The 23,672-nt window shown below is 34.6% G+C and carries 24 protein-coding genes; 10 read left to right on the top strand and 14 right to left on the bottom strand.

All coding sequences use genetic code 11. From position 1 onward, the window contains the following. Positions 1–47: 47 nt before the first annotated feature. The 3 genes from H599_RS0104965 to trmD all read right to left on the bottom strand — a co-directional run bounded on the left by H599_RS0104965 (position 48) and on the right by trmD (position 3,773). Positions 48–2,285, bottom strand: a complete 2,238-nt coding sequence (locus H599_RS0104965; protein ID WP_026713112.1) for an NADP-dependent isocitrate dehydrogenase — start codon at positions 2,283–2,285, stop codon at positions 48–50. Positions 2,286–2,569: 284 nt separating this feature from the next. Further along, positions 2,570–2,920 carry a 50S ribosomal protein L19 gene (gene rplS, locus H599_RS0104970; protein WP_026713113.1) on the bottom strand — a complete coding sequence of 117 codons (351 nt, stop codon included), beginning with the start codon at positions 2,918–2,920 and terminating at the stop codon, positions 2,570–2,572. Between the two features lie 178 nt (positions 2,921–3,098). Further along, positions 3,099–3,773, bottom strand: coding sequence for a tRNA (guanosine(37)-N1)-methyltransferase TrmD (trmD, locus tag H599_RS0104975; RefSeq protein WP_026713114.1), 675 nt, complete (start codon positions 3,771–3,773; stop codon positions 3,099–3,101). Between the two features lie 243 nt (positions 3,774–4,016). Here trmD and H599_RS0104985 point away from each other — a divergent pair, with 243 nt between their 5' ends. Then, the gene (locus H599_RS0104985) at positions 4,017–4,631 is read left to right on the top strand and encodes a murein L,D-transpeptidase catalytic domain-containing protein (RefSeq protein WP_026713116.1); all 615 of its coding nucleotides are present in this window, start codon (positions 4,017–4,019) and stop codon (positions 4,629–4,631) included. A 105-nt stretch (positions 4,632–4,736) separates the two neighbouring features. Continuing rightward, positions 4,737–5,669, top strand: coding sequence for a peptidylprolyl isomerase (locus tag H599_RS0104990; RefSeq protein ID WP_026713117.1), 933 nt, complete (start codon positions 4,737–4,739; stop codon positions 5,667–5,669). 150 nt (positions 5,670–5,819) lie between these two features. On the opposite strand, the gene H599_RS0104995 is transcribed toward H599_RS0104990, so the two are convergent. Continuing rightward, a complete protein-coding gene (locus H599_RS0104995; protein ID WP_026713118.1) occupies positions 5,820–6,209 on the bottom strand; it encodes a GreA/GreB family elongation factor in 390 nt (129 codons plus the stop codon). 358 nt (positions 6,210–6,567) lie between these two features. After that, positions 6,568–7,125, bottom strand: coding sequence for a thioredoxin family protein (locus tag H599_RS0105000; protein ID WP_026713119.1), 558 nt, complete (start codon positions 7,123–7,125; stop codon positions 6,568–6,570). Between the two features lie 98 nt (positions 7,126–7,223). Here H599_RS0105000 and H599_RS0105005 point away from each other — a divergent pair, with 98 nt between their 5' ends. Then, a complete protein-coding gene (locus tag H599_RS0105005; RefSeq protein ID WP_026713120.1) occupies positions 7,224–7,565 on the top strand; it encodes a tRNA-binding protein in 342 nt (113 codons plus the stop codon). A 116-nt stretch (positions 7,566–7,681) separates the two neighbouring features. On the opposite strand, the gene H599_RS0105010 is transcribed toward H599_RS0105005, so the two are convergent. The 4 genes from H599_RS0105010 to H599_RS0105025 all read right to left on the bottom strand — a co-directional run bounded on the left by H599_RS0105010 (position 7,682) and on the right by H599_RS0105025 (position 11,745). Next, complete coding sequence (locus H599_RS0105010) at positions 7,682–8,482, bottom strand: sulfurtransferase (protein WP_026713121.1); 801 nt, start codon at positions 8,480–8,482, stop codon at positions 7,682–7,684. A gap of 44 nt (positions 8,483–8,526) precedes the next feature. Continuing rightward, positions 8,527–9,432, bottom strand: a complete 906-nt coding sequence (locus H599_RS0105015; RefSeq protein ID WP_026713122.1) for a mechanosensitive ion channel family protein — start codon at positions 9,430–9,432, stop codon at positions 8,527–8,529. A gap of 96 nt (positions 9,433–9,528) precedes the next feature. After that, positions 9,529–9,912 (bottom strand): PUR family DNA/RNA-binding protein, encoded by a 384-nt coding sequence (locus tag H599_RS0105020; RefSeq protein WP_026713123.1) that lies wholly within the window; start codon positions 9,910–9,912, stop codon positions 9,529–9,531. A 72-nt stretch (positions 9,913–9,984) separates the two neighbouring features. After that, on the bottom strand, positions 9,985–11,745 hold the full coding sequence (locus H599_RS0105025; RefSeq protein ID WP_026713124.1) for an ABC transporter ATP-binding protein: 1,761 nt from the start codon (positions 11,743–11,745) through the stop codon (positions 9,985–9,987). Between the two features lie 238 nt (positions 11,746–11,983). Here H599_RS0105025 and nusB point away from each other — a divergent pair, with 238 nt between their 5' ends. Next, positions 11,984–12,895, top strand: coding sequence for a transcription antitermination factor NusB (nusB, locus tag H599_RS0105030; protein WP_026713125.1), 912 nt, complete (start codon positions 11,984–11,986; stop codon positions 12,893–12,895). A gap of 30 nt (positions 12,896–12,925) precedes the next feature. Continuing rightward, on the top strand, positions 12,926–13,204 hold the full coding sequence (yajC, locus tag H599_RS0105035; RefSeq protein WP_026713126.1) for a preprotein translocase subunit YajC: 279 nt from the start codon (positions 12,926–12,928) through the stop codon (positions 13,202–13,204). A gap of 76 nt (positions 13,205–13,280) precedes the next feature. Here the strand turns inward: yajC and pepT are convergent, their stop codons facing one another. Both pepT and H599_RS0105045 read right to left on the bottom strand, forming a co-directional pair. After that, positions 13,281–14,564 carry a peptidase T gene (gene pepT / locus H599_RS0105040; protein WP_026713127.1) on the bottom strand — a complete coding sequence of 428 codons (1,284 nt, stop codon included), beginning with the start codon at positions 14,562–14,564 and terminating at the stop codon, positions 13,281–13,283. A gap of 63 nt (positions 14,565–14,627) precedes the next feature. Further along, a complete protein-coding gene (locus tag H599_RS0105045) occupies positions 14,628–15,035 on the bottom strand; it encodes a DUF1003 domain-containing protein (RefSeq protein WP_026713128.1) in 408 nt (135 codons plus the stop codon). Positions 15,036–15,198: 163 nt separating this feature from the next. Here H599_RS0105045 and H599_RS0105050 point away from each other — a divergent pair, with 163 nt between their 5' ends. From H599_RS0105050 to guaB, 5 genes are all read left to right on the top strand, one after another. Next, a complete protein-coding gene (locus H599_RS0105050; protein ID WP_026713129.1) occupies positions 15,199–16,224 on the top strand; it encodes a quinone-dependent dihydroorotate dehydrogenase in 1,026 nt (341 codons plus the stop codon). A 227-nt stretch (positions 16,225–16,451) separates the two neighbouring features. Then, positions 16,452–17,315 (top strand): hydroxymethylglutaryl-CoA lyase, encoded by an 864-nt coding sequence (locus tag H599_RS0105055; protein WP_026713130.1) that lies wholly within the window; start codon positions 16,452–16,454, stop codon positions 17,313–17,315. A gap of 49 nt (positions 17,316–17,364) precedes the next feature. Beyond that, positions 17,365–17,919, top strand: coding sequence for a hypothetical protein (locus H599_RS0105060; RefSeq protein WP_026713131.1), 555 nt, complete (start codon positions 17,365–17,367; stop codon positions 17,917–17,919). Further along, positions 17,916–19,316, top strand: a complete 1,401-nt coding sequence (locus tag H599_RS0105065) for a DUF5723 family protein (RefSeq protein WP_026713132.1) — start codon at positions 17,916–17,918, stop codon at positions 19,314–19,316. The genes H599_RS0105060 and H599_RS0105065 overlap by 4 nt, the downstream gene beginning before the upstream one ends. Before the next feature lie 129 nt (positions 19,317–19,445). Then, positions 19,446–20,918 carry an IMP dehydrogenase gene (gene guaB / locus H599_RS0105075; protein WP_026713133.1) on the top strand — a complete coding sequence of 491 codons (1,473 nt, stop codon included), beginning with the start codon at positions 19,446–19,448 and terminating at the stop codon, positions 20,916–20,918. A 91-nt stretch (positions 20,919–21,009) separates the two neighbouring features. Here guaB and H599_RS0105080 read toward each other — a convergent pair whose 3' ends face one another. The 3 genes from H599_RS0105080 to H599_RS0105090 all read right to left on the bottom strand — a co-directional run bounded on the left by H599_RS0105080 (position 21,010) and on the right by H599_RS0105090 (position 23,584). Next, on the bottom strand, positions 21,010–21,354 hold the full coding sequence (locus H599_RS0105080; RefSeq protein WP_026713134.1) for a DUF202 domain-containing protein: 345 nt from the start codon (positions 21,352–21,354) through the stop codon (positions 21,010–21,012). Between the two features lie 453 nt (positions 21,355–21,807). Then, positions 21,808–22,188: a PH domain-containing protein gene (locus H599_RS0105085; RefSeq protein ID WP_026713135.1), complete on the bottom strand. Its 381-nt coding sequence runs from the start codon at positions 22,186–22,188 to the stop codon at positions 21,808–21,810. A 112-nt stretch (positions 22,189–22,300) separates the two neighbouring features. Further along, a complete protein-coding gene (locus H599_RS0105090; protein WP_035141202.1) occupies positions 22,301–23,584 on the bottom strand; it encodes an MgtC/SapB family protein in 1,284 nt (427 codons plus the stop codon). Between the last annotated feature and the right edge of the window lie 88 nt (positions 23,585–23,672).

Raw genomic sequence — 23,672 nt, forward strand, 5'->3', positions numbered from 1 at the left:
AAGACAACCCTTTCGAGTTGTCTTTTAAAAGTATTGATGAGTTAAAATTAAGCTGTTTTCAAAGCAGCAATTTTATCTAAAATAGTATTTAAAGTTGTGCTTGGACGCATAGCTTTACTTACTAAAGCAGGATTTGGTTGGTAGTAACCGCCAATTTCCTGAGCTTTTCCCTGAGCACCAATTAATTCAGTGTCAATTTTAGCTTCGTTTTCAGTAAGTTCTTTTGCAATTGGAGTAAAGATAGCTTTCAATTCTGCATCTTTATTTTGTGCAGCTAAGGCCTGAGCCCAGTATAAAGCTAAATAGAAGTGAGAACCACGGTTATCAATTTGACCTACTTTTCTAGCCGGAGATTTGTCATTTTGCAAGAAAGCATCATTAGCCTGATCTAAAGTTTCAGATAAAACAATTGCTTTTTCATTGTTTAATGTTTGCCCTAAATGTTCTAATGAAGCACCTAAAGCCAAAAATTCGCCTAATGAATCCCAACGTAAATAACCTTCAGTGATGAATTGTTCTACGTGTTTAGGAGCAGATCCACCTGCACCAGTTTCAAACAATCCACCTCCGTTCATTAATGGAACGATAGATAACATTTTAGCAGAAGTACCTACTTCAAGAATTGGGAATAAATCAGTAAGGTAATCACGTAAAACGTTTCCTGTTACTGAAATAGTATCTTGCCCTTTGATGATTCTTTCTAAAGTAAATTCAGTTGCAGCGATAGGGCTTAAGATGCGAATATCTAACCCGGTTGTATCGTGGTCTTTTAAGTATAAGTTTACTTTTTCGATTAATTGTCTGTCGTGTGCTCTGTTTTCGTCTAACCAAAAAACAGCAGGTGTGTTTGATAAACGAGCTCTGTTTACAGCTAATTTTACCCAGTCTTGGATAGGAGCGTCTTTAGCCTGACACATTCTGAAGATGTCATTAGCTTCAACAGCTTGTTCCATTAATACGTTTCCATTAATGTCAACTACACGAACAACTCCGTTAGCTGACATTTGGAAGGTTTTGTCATGAGAACCATATTCTTCTGCTTTTTGAGCCATCAAACCTACGTTTGGAACACTTCCCATTGTAGTTGGGTCAAAAGCTCCGTGTTTTTTACAGAAATTAATTGTAGCTGTATAAACACCAGCGTAGCAACGGTCCGGGATGATTGCGATAGTATCTTGTTGTTTTCCTTCTTTGTTCCACATTTGACCAGAAGTGCGAATCATTGCCGGCATAGAGGCATCAACAATTACGTCTGAAGGAACGTGAAGGTTAGTAATTCCTTTGTCTGAATTTACCATAGCTAAAGCCGGACCCTTTTCGATAGCCTGATCGATAGAAGCTTTTACTTCAGCTTCTTGTGCGTTTCCTGCAATTTTAGCATAAACATCACCTAAACCGTTTTTAGTGTTTACACCCAATTCAGCAAATAATGCAGCGTATTTTTCAAAAACGTCTTTGAAGTAAACTTCAACGATAGCTCCAAAGATGATTGGGTCAGAAACCTTCATCATAGTAGCTTTTAAGTGAACAGAAAGTAGAACGCCTTGAGCTTTAGCTTCTTCGATTGTTTTAGCAACGAAAGATTTCAAAGCGTTTAAGTGCATTACTGAACTATCGATAATTTCACCAGCTTTTAACGGAGTACTTGCTTTAAGAACTTTAGTAGTTCCGTCCTGACCAACGAACTCGATTTTAACATCTGTAGCGTTAGCTACAGTAAGTGATTTTTCGCTTCCGTAGAAATCACCGCTTTCCATAGAAGCAACTGCTGTTTTAGAATCAGCAGACCAGGCTCCCATTGAATGAGGATTTGCTTTAGCGTAATTTTTTACTGCTTTAGGAGCTCTACGATCAGAGTTTCCTTCACGTAAAACCGGGTTTACGGCAGAACCTAATATTTTAGCATATTTAGCTTTGATGGCAGCTTCTGCTTCGTTTTGTGGATCTTCCGGGTAATTAGGTACGTTGTATCCGTGTGCTTGTAATTCGGCAATAGCTCCTTTTAATTGAGGAACTGATGCAGAAACGTTTGGTAATTTAATGATGTTTGCTTCCGGAGCAGTAGCTAATTTTCCTAATTCTGTCAAAGAATCTTTTACTCTTTGTTCTTCTGTTAAAGATTCCGGGAAGTTAGCAAGAATACGGGCAGCAACAGAAATATCTTCTGTTTCAATTTCGATCCCGGCAGTTGCGGTAAAAGCTTTAACAATAGGTAAAAACGAATAAGTAGCTAACAAAGGTGCTTCGTCAGTTAATGTGTAAACAATCTTTGAATTTTGTGTCATTTTTTTTGTTTTATAATCGTAATTCTTCTTGTGAAGAATGTGAAATGTATTGTTTGCTTTGAATAAAGCGGTGCAAATATATGTAAATCAGACCAAAATATTGTCCCGTTTGTTATAGAATTAAGCGAATTATGGGATAACTAACGACAAGGCTTTAAAATGTTATTTTTTTAAGTGAATCTGTTGGATTTAGCCTGATTTTTTTTTGAATTGTGATTTTATAAAAAAAAAGTCCTGACTCCGAAGGTTCGGAACAGGACTTTTTATGATAAAGAGATAAGTGATTATCTTCTTTTGTCTTTGATTTTTGCTTTTTTACCAGTAAGTTCTCTGAAGTAGAAGATTCTTGCTCTACGTACAGCACCTTTCTTGTTGATTTCAATTTTTTGCAAAGCTGGTAAGTTGATAGGGAAGATACGCTCAACACCTACTGAACCTGACATTTTACGAATCGTAAAAGTTTCAGTACTTCCTGTACCTCTTCTTTGGATTACAACTCCTTTGAAGAACTGAGTTCTTGTTTTTTCACCCTCTTTAATTTCGTAGTAAACTGTGATAGTATCTCCAGCTCCGAAATCAGGAAAATCTTTTTTTGTTACAAATTCGCTGTTAACAAAATCTACTAAATTTGCCATTTTAATTGCTAATTACGGTTTAAAATCTAACCAACATTCACGGGTATCGCCAGAGGTTAATTAAATGTGGCGCAAAAGTAATTAAAATTTTCAATATACAAATTCCAAATTCCAATTTTTTTAACTCCATAATCAATTGGAATTTGAAATTTAAAATATTGGAATTTTTAAAGGAAATTTATTCTAACAAATCCGGTCTTCTGTTTTTAGTATGTTCATACGCCATATCTTCCCGCCATTTGTCAATCTTGGCAGAATGCCCGCTTAATAAAACATCAGGAACTTTCCATCCTTTGTAATCTGCTGGGCGGGTATAAATAGGTCCGGATAATAAATTGTCCTGAAAACTATCGGTTAATGCTGAGGTTTCATCACTTAAAACACCCGGAATCAATCGAATTAGTGTATCAGATAATACTAATGCTCCTAATTCGCCTCCGCTTAAAACGTAATCTCCAATGGAAATTTCTTTGGTAATAAAATGATCACGCACTCTTTGGTCAACACCTTTATAATGTCCGCACAAAATGATGATATTCTCATACATCGACATTGTGTTGGCCATTTTTTGATTCAAAGTTTCACCGTCAGGAGACATGTAAATAACTTCGTCGTAATTTCTTTGGCTTTTTAAATGTGTAATACAATCATCAATAGGTTGTACTGTCATTACCATTCCTGCTCCTCCGCCATAAGGGTAATCGTCTACACTTTTTTGTTTGTTAGTAGTGTAGTCTCTTAAATTATGAATATGAACTTCAACCAGTCCTTTGTCGATAGCTCTTTTCATAATAGAAGCTTCAAACGGACTGCGTAATAATTCAGGTAAAACGGTAATGATATCGATGCGCATGAATTTTGTTCTAAAATTTTGAAGTGGCAAAGTTACAAAGTTTTTTCAGGAGCTTATAGATTGATATGGATTAAAGCTTTTTTAGAAAATAATTTTTTGAAAATTAGTGTGTTAAAGTTTTTAGAGATGTGTTTTGGATTTAAAAAAGTTATATTTTTGGGTGTCCCAAAATTTATTATCAAAGTGCTGATAAATATTTTGTTAAGATATTGATTTTGTGTTGGATAGAATTAGAACCTGCTAATGAGAAATATACTAATAGGAGTATTTTCAATAGGAATACTGTGTGGTTTTGGAGTAAATCCCAAATCTCTGAAAAAGATTCAAAATGAAAGTCGATTAGAGATTGTAACTAAAGAAGAAAGAATTTCCGAACAAATTGTTGCAATTAAGTCGATGTTGAAATCAAATCCGAAGTTTAATAATGAGATAGCTTTTTTGCTGGATATGAAAATAATGTCGGGTAAAAATCGCTTTTTTGTTTATGATTTAATTCATGATAAGATTATCGATCAGGGGCTGGTAGCACATGGGCTCGGATCGGGAATGTTTAGTGATTTAGAATTTAGTAACGAAAACAATTCGTATTGTACTTCATTGGGTAAATATTATATTGGTAAAAGTTATTTTGGTGAATTTGGGAAAGCCTATAAATTACATGGTTTGGAATCAACAAATAGTAATGCTTTTTCAAGAAATATTGTTTTGCATCAATACAATAAAGTGCCTTATGGAGAGCAGAATACTTATATCTGTAATAGTTTAGGTTGTCCAATGGTAAATGAAGTTTATTACAGTAGAATTCAAAAGTTGATTGATAATTCTAAGTCTAACATCATTTTGGATATTTATTATTGATTTTACTTTTCATTAAATAAATTCGCCTTCAAATTTTCTGTTTTATGGATTGACTCATTCTCTGATTTAATTTGTAAATTTGCACTTCAATAAAAATTTTAAAAAATGGAAAACGGAATATACGCTAAATTCAACACCGCTAAAGGTTCGGTTTTAGTAAAATTAACTCACGATTTAACACCGGGAACAGTAGGTAACTTTGTAGCTTTAGCTGAAGGTAATTTAGAAAACAATAAAAAACCTCAGGGAGTAAAATATTATGACGGATTAACTTTTCACAGAGTTATTCCTGATTTTATGATCCAGGGTGGGTGTCCATTAGGTTCAGGTACCGGAGATCCTGGTTATAAATTTGATGATGAATTCCACCCAGATTTAAAACACGATAAACCAGGAGTTTTGTCTATGGCTAATGCGGGACCTGGTACAAATGGTTCTCAATTCTTTATTACTCACGTTCCAACTTCCTGGTTAGACGGAAAACACACTGTTTTTGGTCATGTTGTTGAAGGACAGGAAGTGGTTGATGCTGTTGCTCAGGGTGATGTTTTGGAAACTTTGGAAATTATCCGTGTGGGTGAAGAAGCTGAAAAATGGAATGCTGTGGAAGCATTTAGAGTTTTTGAAGGAAACAGAAAAAAGCGTTTAGAGGCTGAAAAAGCGGCTGCAGAAGAGGCTTTAGAAAAATTAGCTGCCGGTTTTCAAAAAACAGATAGTGGATTGCGTTACCAATTTATCCAAAGAGGAGAAGGTAAAAAAGCTGAAAATGGTAAAACAGTTTCTGTTCATTATACAGGACAATTGCCTGACGGAAAAGTTTTTGATAGCTCTTACCCACGTAAAAAACCAATTGAGTTTCCATTAGGGCAAGGTAATGTAATTGAAGGATGGGACGAAGGAATTGCTTTGTTGCATGTAGGTGATAAAGCTCGTTTTGTAATTCCGGCTCACTTAGGATATGGTTCTCGTGGTGCCGGAGGAGTAATTCCACCAAATGCTACTTTGATTTTTGACGTTGAATTAATGGACGTTAAATAATATTCAGTGATCAGTTTTTAGTGATTAGTTGATACAGATACAAAAAACCAATTTCATTTTAAAAAATGAAATTGGTTTTTTTATGGCTTTATTTTAGAGACATAAAAAAAAACACCTTCACAATAAGAGGTGTTTGAAAATAATAAAAACTTAGTTGTTTTTAGAATAGTTTACAGCAATTACTTTTAATGTTTTTATTCCGGAGGGTAATTGCCATTCTACTTCATCATTTTCTTTAAAACCAATTACAGCCACGCATAATGGGGCTAAAATAGATACTTTCTTTTCTTTGATATTAGATTGTGAAGGCATAACAATTTGAAAACTCATTTGTTTGTTAGTTATAACATCTTCAATAATAACGTGAGAATTAATTCGGACAATGGTTTCGTCTAAAATATTTTCTTTCTTAATAATAGCACGATCTAATTCCTGTGTTAGTAATGCAATTTCTCGAATGTTGGTACTGTCTTTCGCATTTTTAACTAATTCTCGAAGAATAGTATAATCATTGAAGGTTAAAGTTGGAATGGGTTTCATAAAATTAAAAGTTTTAAAAGGTTATTGTTATTTGTATTAAATACGATACAATAGATTTATTGCAGCTAATTTGGTTAACAGCAGAGTAAAAAAGTAACTAAATAAGAGGTGTTTGACGGAAAAAATCCATCAAATTAAAATAGTAATTAAAAAAAAGATCCTCCGTCCCGAAGAAAAAATGAATTAGACGGAGGCCTAATGGATAAAGGCTTTGTTATGCGAAAATAGGACAGCAATATTTGGTTTTCCCCGTAAAGAAAACAAAAGGTATGGTGCTGTAAAAAAGATTAGAGGAGGCATAGAATCTAATTTTCCTAAAAACAAAGTTAGTTAAAGATTTTTAATCTTTGTGTTTTTTTTATTTCCATTTAATATTACAGCCAATACTTGGTTTTTGATCCGGATTGATGATTCTGTTGTATAAAACGCCGTCTATAGCACTGCGCAAATCACTTCCGCTTAAAGGAATTCCGTTTCCGGGACGGCTGTCGTCCAGTTGACCGCGATAGACTAATTTGTCCTGTTTGTCAAACAGGTAGAAATCAGGAGTACAGGCAGCATTATAAGCTTTGGCTACTTCCTGAGTTTCGTCATACAAATAAGGAAATTCAAAATTATTTTCAAATGCAAATTCCGTCATTAATTCGGGTGCATCCTGCGGATAATTGATGACATCATTGCTGGAAATAGCAATCATTCCTATTCCCTGAACCCGGTAATCATTAGCAATACGAACAATTTCTTCGATTACATGATGCACAAAAGGACAATGATTGCATATAAAGAATACCAAGGAGCCTTTTTCTCCTTTTAAATCAGAAAAGGAAAAGGATTCGGTATTGGATTTGGTGTCTTTTAAATAAAATTCAGGAGCGGTAGTTCCCAGTGCGAGCATGTTGGATGGAGTTCGTGCCATTTGGTTTCTTTTTATTTTAAGGTATAAAGTTAATAAAATTGAAAACGTTTTGAATTGTAAAAACTAATTTTGGTATTCTGAAAAATTTATAAAAAAATATGGAGAATAATTTAAGTTGGGCCGAATTTGAAAAAGTAGTCATGCATGTGGGGACAATTATCGGGGTTAATGAATTTCCTGAAGCCAGAAAACCGGCTTTTCAGCTAACCATAGATTTTGGAGCAACTATTGGAATCAGAAAAACTTCGGCTCAAATTACAAAGCGATATACTAAAGAAGAGCTTTTGAATCGTCAGATTGTGGCGGTAGTCAATTTTCCAAAGAAACAAATTGGTAAATTTATGAGTGAATGTTTGGTTTTAGGCGCAGTTGGTGAAGAAGGAGATGTTATTTTGCTTGCTCCCGATTTTAAAATTGAAAACGGTTTACGAATAGGTTAATAGCTAATTTTTTTATCCACAAAAAAAAAGTTAGCCATCAATTAAAAAAATCTCGCAAATTAATTTATGTGAATCTTTTAGTTGATGACTAAAAAAATAATGGCTTTCAGTCTGTTTTATTTTTCTACAGGCAAGTTATGATCGAGACCCCATTCGGTCCAGGAACCATCGTAAACAGCTTTTGGATTGCCGGAAATTAATTCGTAAGCAATTAAATCAATGCAGGCGGTAATTCCGGAACCACAGGAAAAATAAAGGTTTTGGTTCTGATGTGGTAATATTTGTTTGAGTTCTTCTTTGGGTAAAAAATGACCGTCTTTTAAAACTTTGGAAAAAGGAAGGTTTACGGCATTTGGAATATGTCCGCTGCGTAATCCTTCACGGGGTTCTTCGATTTCGGCATGAAAACGGTCAGAAGAACGGGCGTCAATAACAATCGCTTCTTTTGAAGTGAGGTTGTTTAGAATCTGAAATTTGGTTTTAAATTTTTCCGGGTGAAAATTAGCATCAAAATCTCCTTCTTTGAAGGATTTAGGCGCTACTTTTTCGGTAGGGAAATTTTCTTTTTCCCAGGCCGGAAATCCGCCATCAAGAACCCACACATTTTCGTGTCCCATACTTTTGAATAAATACCAGGCTCTTGGACTGGAGTAAATTCCTTTCGTGTCATAAACCACAATTTTACTGTGTTTGTGAATGCCTAATTTTCGTGCTTCGGCAGCAAAAGCTTCCGGTTTGGGGAGGGTGTTAGGCAAAGGAATAGAAGTGTCACTAAATTTATTTTTAATATCAAAAGTACGCGCGCCACTAATTTGTAAGTCGTGTGGCGGAGTGTCTAAAACCGCATCTAAAATGATTAATTCCGGATTGTCAAGGTTTTCTTTGAGCCAACTTACGGATACAATAGGATTTTTCATAGCGCTTATTTTTAGAGTTGAATGAGTTGTACTAAGTTACAAAATCATTTTGATTGTACCGCTTCCGGAGCTTTATGAATGACTAATTGCGGAAACGGAATTTCAACACCTTCTTTGTCAAAAGTAATTTTGATTCGTTTTCTAAGTTCACCGGTAATGTCCCATTTTTTATCCGGTAAAGATTCACCAAGAATTTTTAAAACGATGGAAGAATCGGCAAATTCATCAATGCGTAAAAATTGTGGTGCCTGAATGATGTAATCTTTCCATTGCGGATCAGCAGCCAGGTCATTTCCAATTTGGTTAATGATGGTAATTACTCTTTCGACGTCGCTGCTGTATCCTACACCAATATTGATGTTTATTCGGGAAAATTCATTTGAAAGATTAGAAACTTTTTTAATTTCTCCGTGAGGGATATGGTGTACCGTTCCGTCAATGTCTCTTAAAGTTGTTTTTCGTAAACTGATTTGTTCTACTTTTCCGCTGGCTAAATCTAAATCGACAACATCACCCACACGGTATTGGTTTTCGAGAATGATAAAAAGTCCGGAAATAATATCTCGAATAAGGTATTGTCCTCCAAAACCAAATGCTAAACCTACAATTCCGGCTGCGGCAAGGATGGGGCCAATTTCGATGCCAAATTCTTCTAAAACAATCAAGGAAGCAATACATAAAATACAAATTTTAGAGGTAGTTGTAAAAATTTGAATCAGCGTGTTCTCTCTTTTTTCTTCGGCTTCTTTAGAAGAGTATTTGTCTGGTCTTACGGCTATTCGAACCGCTTTTTCTATAAACCGCCTTAAAACTTTGTTCAGGAAAAAAGCGATTGCGATTATAAAAATAATTTTGATACCACTGGTTAGCAGCCAGGGAATGATATGTTCGCCGTATTCGTTGATGTATTTGGTAGTGATTTCCTGCCAGTTGATTGTGGTTAAATTCATTGTGTTGTCATTTTAATTAATAAAAAAAAGTCCAAAAACCGATGATTTTTGGACTTTATAAATATAAATGTTTAAATTTTAATATTTTGAAGGATATTAAATATCGTCAAAATCAATATCGGTGAAATTTGATATTTCCGGTACTTCCTCTCCGGCTATTGCTTTTTCTGAAGCATATTCCTTTTTAAAATCTTTTTGATGTCTTTCTGAAATTACTTCTTCTCCTTTATGGTTTAAAACGTAAGAAGTCATTTCTCCAAGGATTTCTGTAAAAGCTGTGAAGTCCTCTTTGTACAAATATATTTTGTGTTTTTTGAAATGAAACGAACCGTCTTCTTCCGTGAATTTTTTACTTTCGGTAATGGTAATATAGTAATCATCAGCTTTAGTAGCTCTCACATCGAAGAAATAAGTTCTTCTTCCTGCACGTAAAACTTTAGAAAAGATTTCTTCTTTTTCTAACATGTCATTTTCTCTCATAATCCGTTCTGTACAATAATATGGTTGTTAATTGAAACCAAAAATGATAAAAATATATGGATTAAGCAAGATTTATAGTAATTCTTTTTCAGAAAGTTGTTTTAAATATAAAGCGGAATAATAACCTTCCTGATTTATTAACTGGTTATGAGAACCTTGTTGAATGATTTTCCCGTTTTCTAAAATGATTATTTTATCGGCATTTTTGGCAGATGATACTCTGTGACTCACAATAATAGTTGTTTTGTCCTTACAAATGGCGTTTAGGTTGTTTAAAATAGCTTCTTCAGTTTCGGTATCAACCGCTGATAAACAGTCGTCAAACAATAAAATTGGAGGGTTTTTAATGATAGCTCTGGCGATGGAAACACGCTGTTTTTGTCCGCCGGAAAGCGTAATGCCTCTTTCTCCTAAGATAGTATCATATTGTTTGTTGAATCCCATAATATTGTCATGAACCACGGCGTTTTTAGCGGCTGAAATAACTTCGTCCATTTCGGCATTTTCTTTACCAAATTTGATATTGTTTTTGATGGAATCCGAAAATAAAAAGGCATCCTGAGGAACCATTCCGATATTGTTTCGTAAATCGAACAAGTTCAAACTGCTGATTTCTTTATGATCTATTTTAATCGTCCCTTCGTTAACATCGTACATTCTGGAAATGAGTGAAAGAATAGTAGATTTTCCGGAGCCGGTTTTTCCTAAAATTGCCAGAGTTTCTCCTTTTTTTACTGTAAAAGAAATATTTTTCAGGGCAGTTATATTAGTGTCCTGATAAGTAAAACTTACATTTTCAAAATTAATAACGCCTTCGATAATTGATTTTTCCAGATTATTATTATTGATTTCCGGCTCTGTTTTTAAGAATTCATTGAGTCTTTTTTGGGAAGCTTCGGCTTCCTGAACCATTGAAGAAACCCATCCTAATGACGCAACCGGCCAGGTAAGCATGTTGATGTAAAGGATGAATTCGGCAATAGTTCCGATACTTTTTAAGGTTCCGTTGATGTACATCATGCCGCCAACATAAATAACCACGAGGTTGCTGATTCCAATAAGCGCCAGCATTAATGGCCCGAATAAAGACTGAACTTTGGCTAAATCCAAACTTTTGCTTTTGCTTTCTAAAGCCAGAGCGGTCATGTTGTCCTGCTGTTGGTTTTCGAGCGAGTAGGCCTTGATAACTCTTATTCCGGAAAATGTTTCCTGAGTAAAGCTGGAAACTTTGGAAAGGAATTGCTGAAATGTAGTACTTCGTTTATTGATTTCGGTACTTAGTTTAAATATAGCATAGGATAATAATGGCAGCGGTAAAAGGGTGTAAAAAGTCAGTAAGGGCGAAACTTTGTACATGAATAAAATCACTATTGCAAAACGAATGATGGTGTTGATGGTGTACATGACGGCAGGACCAACATACATTCTTACTTTTGAAACATCTTCGCTAATACGGTTCATTAAATCTCCGGTGCGGTTTCTTTTGTAGAAATTTTGCGAAAGATTTTCATACTGTCTAAAAACCTCATTTTTTAGGTCAAATTCTATGCGTCGCGACATCACAATTAGTGTTTGACGCATCAAGAAAGTCAAAAAACCGGCAATAATTGTAGTTGCTATAATTAGTAAAATGTTTTCAACCAGTTCATTTTTTATAACTGATTTTAAGATTTTTTCATTTTTAAATGAAGTTTCAATAGCCAAAAATGATTTGCTAATCAGTTTTGGAGTAAACAACATAAAGATCTGTGCTATAATGGTGAATAAAATACCAAGCAAAAAATGGTATTTATATTTGATGAAGTATTTGTTTAAATAAAGTAATTCTTTCATTATAAGGAAGTGCTATTTTAAAAGAAATACAAATATAAGCAATAATAGCAATCAGGCTTTTGAGTTTATGATTCATTAAAGAATATTTAAGAAATAAGCTTCTGATTTTTTATGTTAGGTGAAGTCCCTTTTTAGAGATTTAAATTTTATTTTGACAAAGGAAATACTTATTTTTGCAGCCTAATTTTTTAAAAGTTCTTATAAGGTGGTAAATAGACGACACATTCGCGTTAAAGTTATGCAAACCATTTATGCGATGCATCAAAACGGCTCAGATAACTTAGAAAAGGAAGAAAAATTTCTTTTTTACAGTATCGATAACATTCAGGATTTATACCTTACAATGATTTCTTCCTTATTGGAAATATGCAAAAAAGAGCGAGAGTTTTTGCATTTATCCAGTCAAAAACATTTGGCAACTGCTGCTGAGCGTAACCCGAATGAAAAATTCATTAAGAACAGTATTTTTGAAATTCTTGCTGAAAACAATTCGTTAAGTATTGCATTAGAAACAAGAAAAATCAATGCCTGGCATTTGCACGAAGATTATATTTCGTTGTTGTTAAATGCAATCAAAGAGAGTTCATATTACCAAAAATACATGAGCAATTCGGAGCGTTCTTTTGAAGAAGACCGACAATTAATTGTGGATTTGTTTACTGAAATTATTGTCCCAAATGAGAAATTATATGAATTTTTGGAAGATGATAAGTTAACATGGATTGATGATATTCCGATGGTAAACACGCAAATTATCAAGCAATTGAAAGCGATGAAGCCAATTGAAAACGATAATTTTAAAGTGCCAAAATTATATAAAGATATTGATGATAAAGATTTCGTGAAAGATTTGTTCCGCAAAACAGTTTTGAACGAAAAAGAACTGGCAAAAGAATTTGTCGATAAAACGCCAAACTGGGATAGTGACCGTATTGCCGAAGTAGATACCATTATTTTGAAAATGGCCATTTGCGAGTTGTTGAAATTTCCGTCTATTCCGGTAAAAGTAACTTTGAATGAATATTTAGAATTAGCCAAAGAATATTCTACACCAAAGAGTAGTATTTTTATCAACGGAATTTTAGATAATTTGGTAAAAGAATTAGAAACCAGTAAAAAAATGCTTAAAACCGGTCGCGGTTTAATGTAATAGTAATAAATTAAAAAAGAATTAAAAATTATGGAACAATTAAGTCAGTTTGCACCGTTTCTGTTAATGTTTGTGGTTATCTATTTCTTCATGATCAGACCGCAACAAAAGAAAATGAAACAAGAAAAAGCTTTTGAAGCAGGATTAAAAGTAGGGGATAAAATTATTACTAAAAGCGGACTTCACGGAAAAGTAGTAGAGCTTGCCGATACAACAGTAGTGATTGAAACAATGGCCGGAAAATTAAAAATGGAGCGTACTGCAATTTCAATGGAATTAAGTGCTTCTTTAGCCAAAAAACAAGCATAAGATTTAATCTTAAATGATAAAAAAAGTCCCATCCTGAAGCTATCGGGATGGGACTTTTTTTATGGATTGTATTTTGTTACTTTTTTTTGCTTTTTTTAGATTTCGCTTCGTCTAAACCAAAGTTAGGTAAGGCGGTCAATTCGGCAATTTTGATAATAACTTCTACGGCTTTTTGCATGCTCTCCACCGGAACATATTCGTATTTTCCATGAAAATTATGTCCTCCGGCAAAAATATTCGGACAAGGTAATCCCATATAAGACAACTGAGAACCGTCCGTTCCGCCACGAATAGGTTTGATGATAGGTTTGATGTTTAAGTTTTTCATTGCTTTTTCGGCGATATCCACAATATGTTTTACAGGAACTACTTTTTCCTTCATGTTGAAATACTGGTCTTTGATTTCAACTACAGCAATGTCTTCTCCAAATTGTTTTGCAAATTTCTTGTTGATTTTTTTGGCAATTTTTTGAATTTTCTCTTTTCTTTTTTCGAATTTTTTTCTGTTGTGGTCTCTGATAATAAGGTCTAAAACTGTCTCCTCAATGCTTCCGGTTAAATGATTGATGTGAAAGAAACCCTGATAGCCTTTTGTTTTTTCAGGAACTTCGTCGGCAGGCAATTCACTGATGAAAGTATTGGCAACTAACATCGAATTGATCATTTTTCCTTTGGCATAACCGGGATGAACGCTTTTTCCTTTGAAAGTAATTTTTGCTCCGGCGGCATTAAAATTTTCGTATTCTAATTCGCCAATTTGACTTCCGTCCATGGTATAAGCCCATTGCGCGCCAAATTTTTCCACATCAAAAAAATGTGCGCCACGACCAATTTCTTCGTCCGGAGTAAAACCAACTCTGATTTTTCCGTGTTTGATTTCCGGATGTTGGATTAAATATTCCATTGCGGTCACAATTTCGGTAATTCCGGCTTTGTCATCGGCACCAAGAAGTGTTGTTCCGTCGGTAGTGATTAAGGTTTGTTCTTTGTATTGTAATAAATCTTTAAAATAAGAAGGCGATAAAATAATATTTTGTTCGGCATTAAGTACAATATCTTTCCCGTCGTAATTTGCTACGATTTGTGGTTTTACATTGGCGCCCGTAAAATCAGGAGTAGTGTCAAAATGAGATATAAATCCAATTGTAGGAACTTCTTCTTCAATATTGCTTGGTAAAGTTGCCATGATGTACGCCTTGTCGTCTATGGTAACGTCCTGCATTCCGATTGCTTTGAGTTCTTCAACCAGTTTGTTAGCCAAATCCCATTGTTTTTCAGTACTTGGTGTTGTGTTTGAATTTGGATCTGATTCGGTATCGATAGTTACATAGCTGATAAAGCGATCAATAATATTTTGCATAAAATGATGTTTTTTTATTGGAATGCAAAGATAGTGCTAATTTAGAGTATAAAACCAAATGCGTTATTGCATGTTTTCTAAAATTTTCAGGATTTTGTCCAGCTTTTCAATTTCAATAGCATTCAGTTTGGCGGCCAAAGCTTCGATTTCCAATTTGGCTTCTTTATTAGTGGCGTAGTCGTCCTGAGCCTGAATACGGTCTCTTTCATTTTGACGATTTTGTGCCATCATAATTATCGGGGCAGCATAAGCAGCCTGAGTAGAAAATAAAAGATTGAGAAGGATAAAGGGATATGCATCCCAGTGTTTAATGTATCCGATGAGGTTTAAACCCATCCAGGCGATTACAAAAACAGTCTGAAGGATGATAAAACGCCAGGATCCCATTCCTTTAGCAACCCAGTCTGCTATGCGACTTCCAAATTCAAGACTATCATAATGTCTTTGATGCCAGTTTTTATTGATGTTCATTTGCATAGATTTTTTATTTAAAAGTAATGAAAGTTTGTTTAAAAATAGCGTAGGAAGTTAAATAGCATCCAATTATTTCTGAGAAAAAGCAGTGCTAAAAAATGTGTTTAATTGTTTCTTATTCGTTTAGATAATTCTATTTTTGCACTCAAATTAAAAACCTATGTATAAACAGCTTATCCGACCGTTATTTTTTTGTTTTGATCCTGAAAAAATACATCATTTTACTTTTTCTTTAGTTCGTTTTACTTCTAAAATTCCCGGTTTTTCGGCAATTTATAAATCGCTTTATTTAGTTGATGATAAACGATTAGAAAGAGAAGTTTTTGGATTGAAATTTAAAAATCCGGTAGGACTTGCGGCAGGTTTTGATAAAGATGCCAAGTTGTACAAGGAATTGTCAAATTTTGGTTTTGGTTTTATCGAAATCGGAACTTTGACTCCGAAAGGGCAGGATGGAAATCCTAAAAAACGTTTGTTTCGCTTAAAAGAAGATTCGGCGATTATCAACCGCATGGGATTTAATAACGGTGGAGTGATGGAAGCAGTGGAGCGATTAAAATCAAATCCGGGTGTTTTAATTGGTGGAAATATTGGAAAAAACAAAGTAACTCCTAATGAAGAAGCAACTTCGGATTATGAAATTTGTTTTGACGCTTTGTATGATTACGTAGATTATTTTGTGGTGAATGTGAGTTCGCCAAATACACCCAATCTTCGCGAATTACAGGACAAAGAACCGTTGACACAGCTGTTGCAGACTTTGCAAAATAAAAATTTAGCTAAGCCAAAACAAAAGCCAATTTTATTAAAAATTGCTCCGGATTTGACTGACGAACAATTATTGGATATTATTGATATTGTCAAAGAAACTCAAATTGCAGGTGTAATTGCTACTAATACCACGATTTCCCGCGAAGGTTTGCAATCGGTAAATAAAACTGAAATGGGAGGTTTGTCAGGAAAGCCGTTGACAAAACGTTCTACTGAAGTGATTCGTTTTCTGTCTCAAAAAAGCAATAACGCTTTTCCGATTATTGGAGTAGGAGGAATTCATTCTGCCGATGATGCTATCGAAAAATTAGAAGCCGGAGCGAGTTTGGTGCAGCTTTATACCGGATTTATTTATGAAGGACCGGCCTTGGTAAAAGCTATCAATAAAAAGATTTTAAGTCGTTTGAAATTATAACACAAAGATTCGCTAAGAAAAGACGAAGACTCACAAAGTTTTTTTGTTTAAAAAATGACAGTTTATAAAGTGGATTACTTTTGACTCTGTGAACTTTGCAGTTAAGTTTTCTGGTTTTTTTATCTAATATTATAATAGATTATAAAAGCGTAATTCTTCAACAGAGTTGCGCTTTTTTGTTGGTTCTAAATTTTGCTGCTTTGCAAGTTTTAGTATCTTTGGAAACTATGGAACCAATAAAAATTATCGAATGTCCGCGTGATGCCATGCAAGGCATTAAAAGTTTTATTCCTACGGAAAAGAAAGTTGCTTATATTCAGGCTTTGCTGCGTGTGGGGTTTGATACCATAGATTTTGGCAGTTTTGTGTCGCCAAGAGCGGTTCCGCAAATGCAGGACACTGCAGCAGTTTTAGAGCAATTGGATTTGTCTAAAACCAGCAGCAAACTTTTGGCTATCATTGCCAATACCAAAGGGGCGGAGATGACTGCCCAATTTGAACCAATACAATATTTGGGTTTTCCTTTTTCTATTTCTGAAAATTTCCAGATGCGTAATACGCATAAAACTATTGCCGAATCGATTGTGAGTATGCAGGAGATTCTGGAAATTGCTGATAAACATCAAAAAGAAGTTGTGGCTTATTTGTCGATGGGTTTTGGAAATCCTTACGGCGATCCATGGAATGTGGAAATCGTAGGGGAGTGGACGGAAAAATTGGCGGCAATGGGAGTTAAAATTCTTTCTTTGTCGGATACCATTGGAAGTTCGACTCCGGAAGTCATTCGTTATCTGTTTTCCAATTTAATTCCGAAATATCCCCAAATTGAGTTTGGAGCGCATTTGCATACAACTTATGATAAATGGTTTGAGAAAATTGAAGCGGCTTATGAATCCGGCTGCCGAAGATATGACGGCGCTATTCAGGGATTTGGCGGTTGTCCGATGGCAAAAGACGAATTGACTGGAAATATGCCTACCGAAAAATTACTGTCTTATTTTACGGCTAATAAGGAAAATTTGAATTTAAATCCGTTGAGTTTTGAAAGTGCGTATAACGAGGCTTCCAAAATTTTTCAAACCTATTATTAGAAATCGTTTTGAAATGAAATTTTTAGAATTACCAAAATAAGGTTCAGAAATGAAAAAGTATTATTTAAGTAAAATTATTTGCTTGTTGCTTCTTGTAGGGGTGCATTTTTCCTGTACCAGTGATTTAGACTTTAATCAGGTGAATGATTTGAAGCTGGAACCGGTTTATGAGCTTAATTTTAGCTATTTTAATGTTCCGGCAACTGCTTTTGTAGCTAGTGATGGGACTAATTATCAATGGGCTTATGACGATGAGGAATTTGATGTTTTTAGAGATAAATACATCAACAGTTATTTACAAAGAGCCGATTTTTATTTTGAAATTACCAATACTATTGCGCGTGCCTTTTCATTGAATATTGTTTTATTGGATGCCAATAATAATATGCTGACCACAATTATTATGGATGTTCCTGCTTATTCCGGAACAGCCAATACTATTTCGCAAACAGAAATTTTTCAAAACGCAAGATTAGAATTGCTTAAAAGTACCCGAAAAATGCGTTTTATGGTTGCAATGAAACCAGGGGCGGTTTTGGATGAAAATAGTCCCGGAAATTTAATTTTGCGTTCAAGTGCCACAGTTTATATGGATATACAATGAGAAAAGGTTTTTTATTCTTGCTGTTAGTGGTAGTTGCAAATTGCTTTTCTCAAAATAAGCAAGTATTGTATAATATGACTTCGGTTCCACAATCTTTAATGCTCAATCCGGGAGCCGATTTTAAGTATAAATTTTATTTTGGAGTTCCGTTGCTTTCGGGAACTTCGTTCAAAGTTGGATCTACCGGTTTTTCAATGTATGATTTGTTTGCCAATGACGGAGTCGATTTCAATCAGAAGTTGCGAAAGGTAGTTTATGCAACCAATAGGGATGATCATGGTGCGCTGAATGAGCAAATCGAAATTTTTAATGGCGGTGTGAAATTAGGGGATTGGTTGGAAGACAAAGGGTATTTGTCCTTTGGTTTGTATCAGGAATTCGACTTTTGGAGCTATATGCCTAAGGATTTGGCTATTTTGGCTTTGGATGGTAATCGAAATTATATTGGAAAATCATTTGATTTGTCTGATTTAAGTGTGAAAGCCGAAACGGTTTCGGTATTACACATTGGTTATCATAAAAATATTGCTGATAATTTAATTATAGGCGCGCGTGGGAAAATTTATTTCAGCGGATTCAATGCAACTTCTACCCACAATTCGGGATATATTTTAACCAGAAATGCTAATACGACAATGTATGAACAAATAGTTAATTCAAATTTAACCTTGAATACTTCTGGAATTTCAAAATATATTGACGAAGATTATAATGGAGATGTTGCGACTGATGTCCGTAAACAACTTTTGTTTGGTAGTGATATGGGGCTTGGTTTTGATTTGGGTTTTACTTATTATCCTAAAAAAAATACGCAAATTACAGCCAGTATTCTGGATGTTGGTTTTGTGAGTCACTCAAAGGATGTGGAAAACTTTACTTATAAAGGTTATTATAAGTATGAAGGAATCAATCCGGGATTTACCGGTTCAGATGATCCGGATGGTGTATACGGTGATTTTCAGGATGCGGTTAAATTAGACACATTATACAATAAATACACCACCTGGCGGCCAATAAAATTGAATGCTTCTTATAAATATTCTTATGGAATTAGCAGCGAGGAAGATTGTAATTGTTATGCCGGAGAGAAAAAATATAAAAATTCAGTTGGAGCTCAATTTTTTATGATGAGTACACCACGAACGCCTATTACAGCTCTTACGGGGTTTTATCAAAGAAATGTTTCAGATAAATTACAGTTGAAAGCAACTTATACTTTGGATTCTTATTCTTATACGAATATTGGATTAGGAATGTCGGCAACTTTAGGGAAGTTTAATCTGTATTTTATGGGCGATAATTTATTGGGTTATCAGGATGTATCCAAAGCTAAGAGTCTTTCTTTTCAGTTTGGCTTTAATTTTATTTTTGCCGACAGTAACGAGCCTCCTTATTGATTTTGATGAGAATTTTTAAAGCGGTATTGTTTTGAGGTATTTCAGGCTGTGAAATTTATTTGGATTCTGAATTTTAATAAATTAAAATAATTTGCTATATTTGCACGCAATTCAACTAGAAATTGCAACATGATAGCACACAATTCAAAGATTATCGGTGAAGGTTTAACTTACGATGATGTATTATTAGTTCCTAATTACTCACAAGTGCTTCCTCGCGAAGTGAGTATCCAAACAAAATTCTCAAGAAACATAACGCTTAACGTTCCTATTGTATCTGCTGCTATGGATACAGTAACCGAAAGTTCTATGGCTATTGCTATGGCTCAGGAAGGAGGAATTGGTGTTTTACATAAAAACATGACTATCGAACAGCAGGCTGCTAAAGTGCGTAAAGTAAAACGTGCAGAGTCAGGGATGATTATCGATCCGGTAACTTTACCTCTTTCGGCTACTGTTGCTGATGCAAAAGCAGCAATGAAAGAATTTGGTATTGGAGGTATTCCTGTTGTTGATGAAAATCAAACTTTGAAAGGAATTGTTACAAACCGCGATTTACGTTTTGAGAAAAACAGTTCTCGTCCTATTGTTGAGGTAATGACTAGTGAAAATCTGGTAACAGTTGCTGAAGGAACTTCATTAGTGGAAGCAGAAGTCGTTTTGCAAGGTCATAAAATCGAAAAACTTCCTGTAATTGACAAAGACAATAAATTAGTAGGTTTGATTACTTTTAGAGATATTACTAAATTGAATCAAAAACCAAATGCTAATAAAGATAAATACGGACGTTTGCGTGTAGCTGCCGCTTTAGGAGTTACTGCTGATGCGGTTGAAAGAGCAACAGCACTTGTAAATGCTGGTGTGGATGCGGTAATTATCGATACGGCTCACGGACATACCAAAGGTGTGGTGGATGTATTAAAAGCGGTGAAAGCGCAATTCCCTGATTTAGATGTTGTAGTTGGAAATATTGCAACACCGGAAGCGGCTCAATATTTAGTGGATAACGGAGCTGACGGAGTAAAAGTAGGAATCGGACCGGGATCTATTTGTACAACCCGTGTGGTTGCCGGAGTTGGTTTTCCTCAGTTTTCTGCGGTTTTAGAGGTTTCAGCTGCAATTAAAGGTTCAGGAGTTCCTGTAATTGCTGATGGTGGAATTCGTTATACAGGAGATATTCCTAAAGCTATTGCTGCCGGAGCTGACTGTGTGATGTTAGGTTCGCTTTTAGCAGGTACTAAAGAATCTCCTGGTGAAACGATCATTTTTGAAGGAAGAAAATTCAAATCATACAGAGGAATGGGATCTGTGGAAGCGATGCAAACAGGTTCTAAAGACCGTTATTTCCAGGATGTAGAAGACGATGTGAAGAAATTAGTTCCGGAAGGAATTGTAGGTCGTGTGCCTTACAAAGGAGAATTAAACGAAAGTATGTTGCAATTCATCGGAGGTTTACGTGCCGGAATGGGATATTGCGGAGCTAAAGACATTGCTACTTTACAGGCAACCGGGCGTTTTGTACGTTTGACTTCAAGCGGAATTTCTGAAAGTCACCCTCACAACGTAACCATTACTAAAGAAGCGCCAAATTATTCCAGATAATTTTTAGCTTAAACCATAAAAAAAAAAGAGCTGTCTGAGTTTTTGACTTAGACAGCTTTTTTGTTTCTGAATTAGAGGGATTTTAGAAAGGTTATTTATTTTCTGTCGCCTCTTTTATTTCTTTTGCCAAAATAGGTTCGTACATTGCTTTAATATGTCTTTTTAGTTGAATAAAGCGAACGATTCCTATAACCAAGAGTATAAAACTTAAAGACAGGGACAGATGCCCCATATATCTAATTTCTTCAAAATCCTGCATTCCTAAAAAGGCCATGCCTCCAAGAACCAGATAAATAGAGGTTCGGATATAAGTGAGCAAGGTTCTTTCGTTTGCCAGTTTTGTGCGTTCAATGGCTAAGTGATCACGCAAAATAATTTCTTCTTTATTTACGTAGTCACCTGTGAATTTGACGAGTTGTTTGATTATCTTTTTCATAGGATAAAGAAAAAAATGGTACAGTTTGATAAAGAGTGATTTAACTCATAATCTACATTTGAAATTTGAATTAATTTTTACTGAAACAAATTGAAATTCTTATGAGTACTTTGTTTAGCGATTCTATTTTTAATAGTTCGTTTTATAGTTACTATTATAAATGCTATAGTTGTTACAAGTTAAGATGTTTACTAAGTTACTGATTTTTTATGTATTTACTAAAGTACTTTTGAAGGGAACTTTCTTGAATTATAACATAAAAAATATTAGAAATGCTAACGGTTTAATAGGAATCTGTAGATGCAATGAGAATTGAACGAAAGAATGTTGTGATTTATTAGAGGTTTACTTGCCTGAATGGAATATTATTCCAGATAATTTTTTGCTTAAATGATAAAAAAAAAGCTGTCTGAGTGTTGACTTAGACAGCTAGCTTTTTTGTTTTTATTCGGTTTATTTTAGAACGTGAGTGGCTAAAACATTGTGTACATCATAAACATTAACCGATTTGTTGAATTGTTTTCGGATACTAGGGGTTTGTTCGCTGGAAACCCAAATTTTCAATTCGGCATCCAAATCAAAAGTTCCGGCAGTTTCAATACTAAAACGGCTGATACTTTTGTATGAAATCGATTTGTACTCAATTTTGCTTCCGGTTACTCCCTGTTTGTCAACTAAAATCAGTCTTTTATTGGTGAAAATAAAAACATCTCTGATGAGTTTAAAACCCATTTCGATTTCCTCACCGGCAATTAGTAATTTGCTGTAATCTTTTAGTAATTCTTCCTGGCTAACCGTTCCTGCGTTTCCAAGTAATGCTGAAAATAATCCCATAATTTTATTGTAGTTGTTAATTAATGACTAGTGTTTCTTTTATCAAAGATATTGAAAAAATAATATTGGTAAGAAAATTATTAAACTGAAAAGTGTGAGTCAATTTTAAGTTCTAAAAAATAAAAGAGCATAACAATCCTGTTAGAATTAAAATGCTGAAACCAATCAGGATGGGCTTTCTGATGTTTTTTTTCGAAAGGCTAATGCCGTAAATCATTTTCAAAACATTGTTACTTGTAATGGCATTGAGAACTGCAGTGGCTAAAATTCCTTCACTAATGTTCCATTTGCTTTGAAAAATATTAATAATAAAAGGATCAATATCGGTAACTCCGACTACAAAGGATAAAATTTGAATTCCCGAAGTACCGTATTGGCTGTTTACAAAACTGGTAAGTAAGGCAAAAACAATAAAGAGAACACCAAAAACCAATGAAGTTCTAAATTCCAGAGGATTGGACATTGTTTTAATTTCAGACTGCTGTTCCGGAGTTTTGGATTGTTTTTGATCCAGCCAGATAAAATACAAACCAATGGCAGCCGAGAGTACAGCGAGCAAACTTAAACCCGGCGCCAGTTGTATCGCTATTGATTTATTAAAGAGATAAGCCAGGATGAAAATACGAATAAACATCATTGTTGTGGCAAGAATAATTGCGGCTGTTATTTTATAATTTTCGTCGGATTCTTTACTTTTTTTAGCCAAAATGAAAGTCGTGGCAGTACTGCTGTACAATCCGCCTAGAATTCCGGTGAGTATAATTCCCGATTGCGGGAAAACAAATTTTTGCAACAAATAACTAAAATAGGAAATACCCGAAACCGCTACGATAGCCAGCCAAAATTTATAGGGCGAAATAGAAATAGTTTCCGAAATAGGCGTGTTAGGCAGCAAAGGAAGAATTATTCCCGCTATGGCTAGAAATTTTGACAGTGTGATAAATTCATTGTCGTCAATTTTTTTTGAAAAATTAAATAAAGTTTCTTTGATTTCGACTAAAATTAAAACAGAAACGACAATGAGGATTACTAACCAGTCGGCTTGTGTATAAATTAGCGGAGCTAAACAAAAAGTGATAAGAGCTACTACTATGGAAGTGATACTAAATTCCTTTTGAAGGAAACTTTTGGTGAAATAAAATACGGAGAGAAATAAGCCTAAAATCAATCCGCCACCCAGAAAAGGTATTAAATTAACAGGGTCAAGCTTGTAAAGAATGAATCCTAAAATTCCGATAAGCGTAAAAGTTCTGTCGGTTCCAAAACGACTTCCTAAACTGGAATTTATGAATTGGCGGCGTTGTTCCAGTCCGATGAGCAGAGAAAATAAGGCTACCAGAATAAATTTGATTAAATCCGGTGGTAATATATCGATAAGTTCACTAGATTCTTTCATTGTTGTGTTGGGTATAAAGGCGAAAAAGTATCTTAAAATTACATTCTTTTTAGATTTATGTTGTTAAAAATCCTAACAGATTTGAAAA

Source organism: Flavobacterium daejeonense DSM 17708, assembly GCF_000425425.1.
Classification (GTDB): Bacteria; Bacteroidota; Bacteroidia; order Flavobacteriales; family Flavobacteriaceae; genus Flavobacterium; species Flavobacterium daejeonense.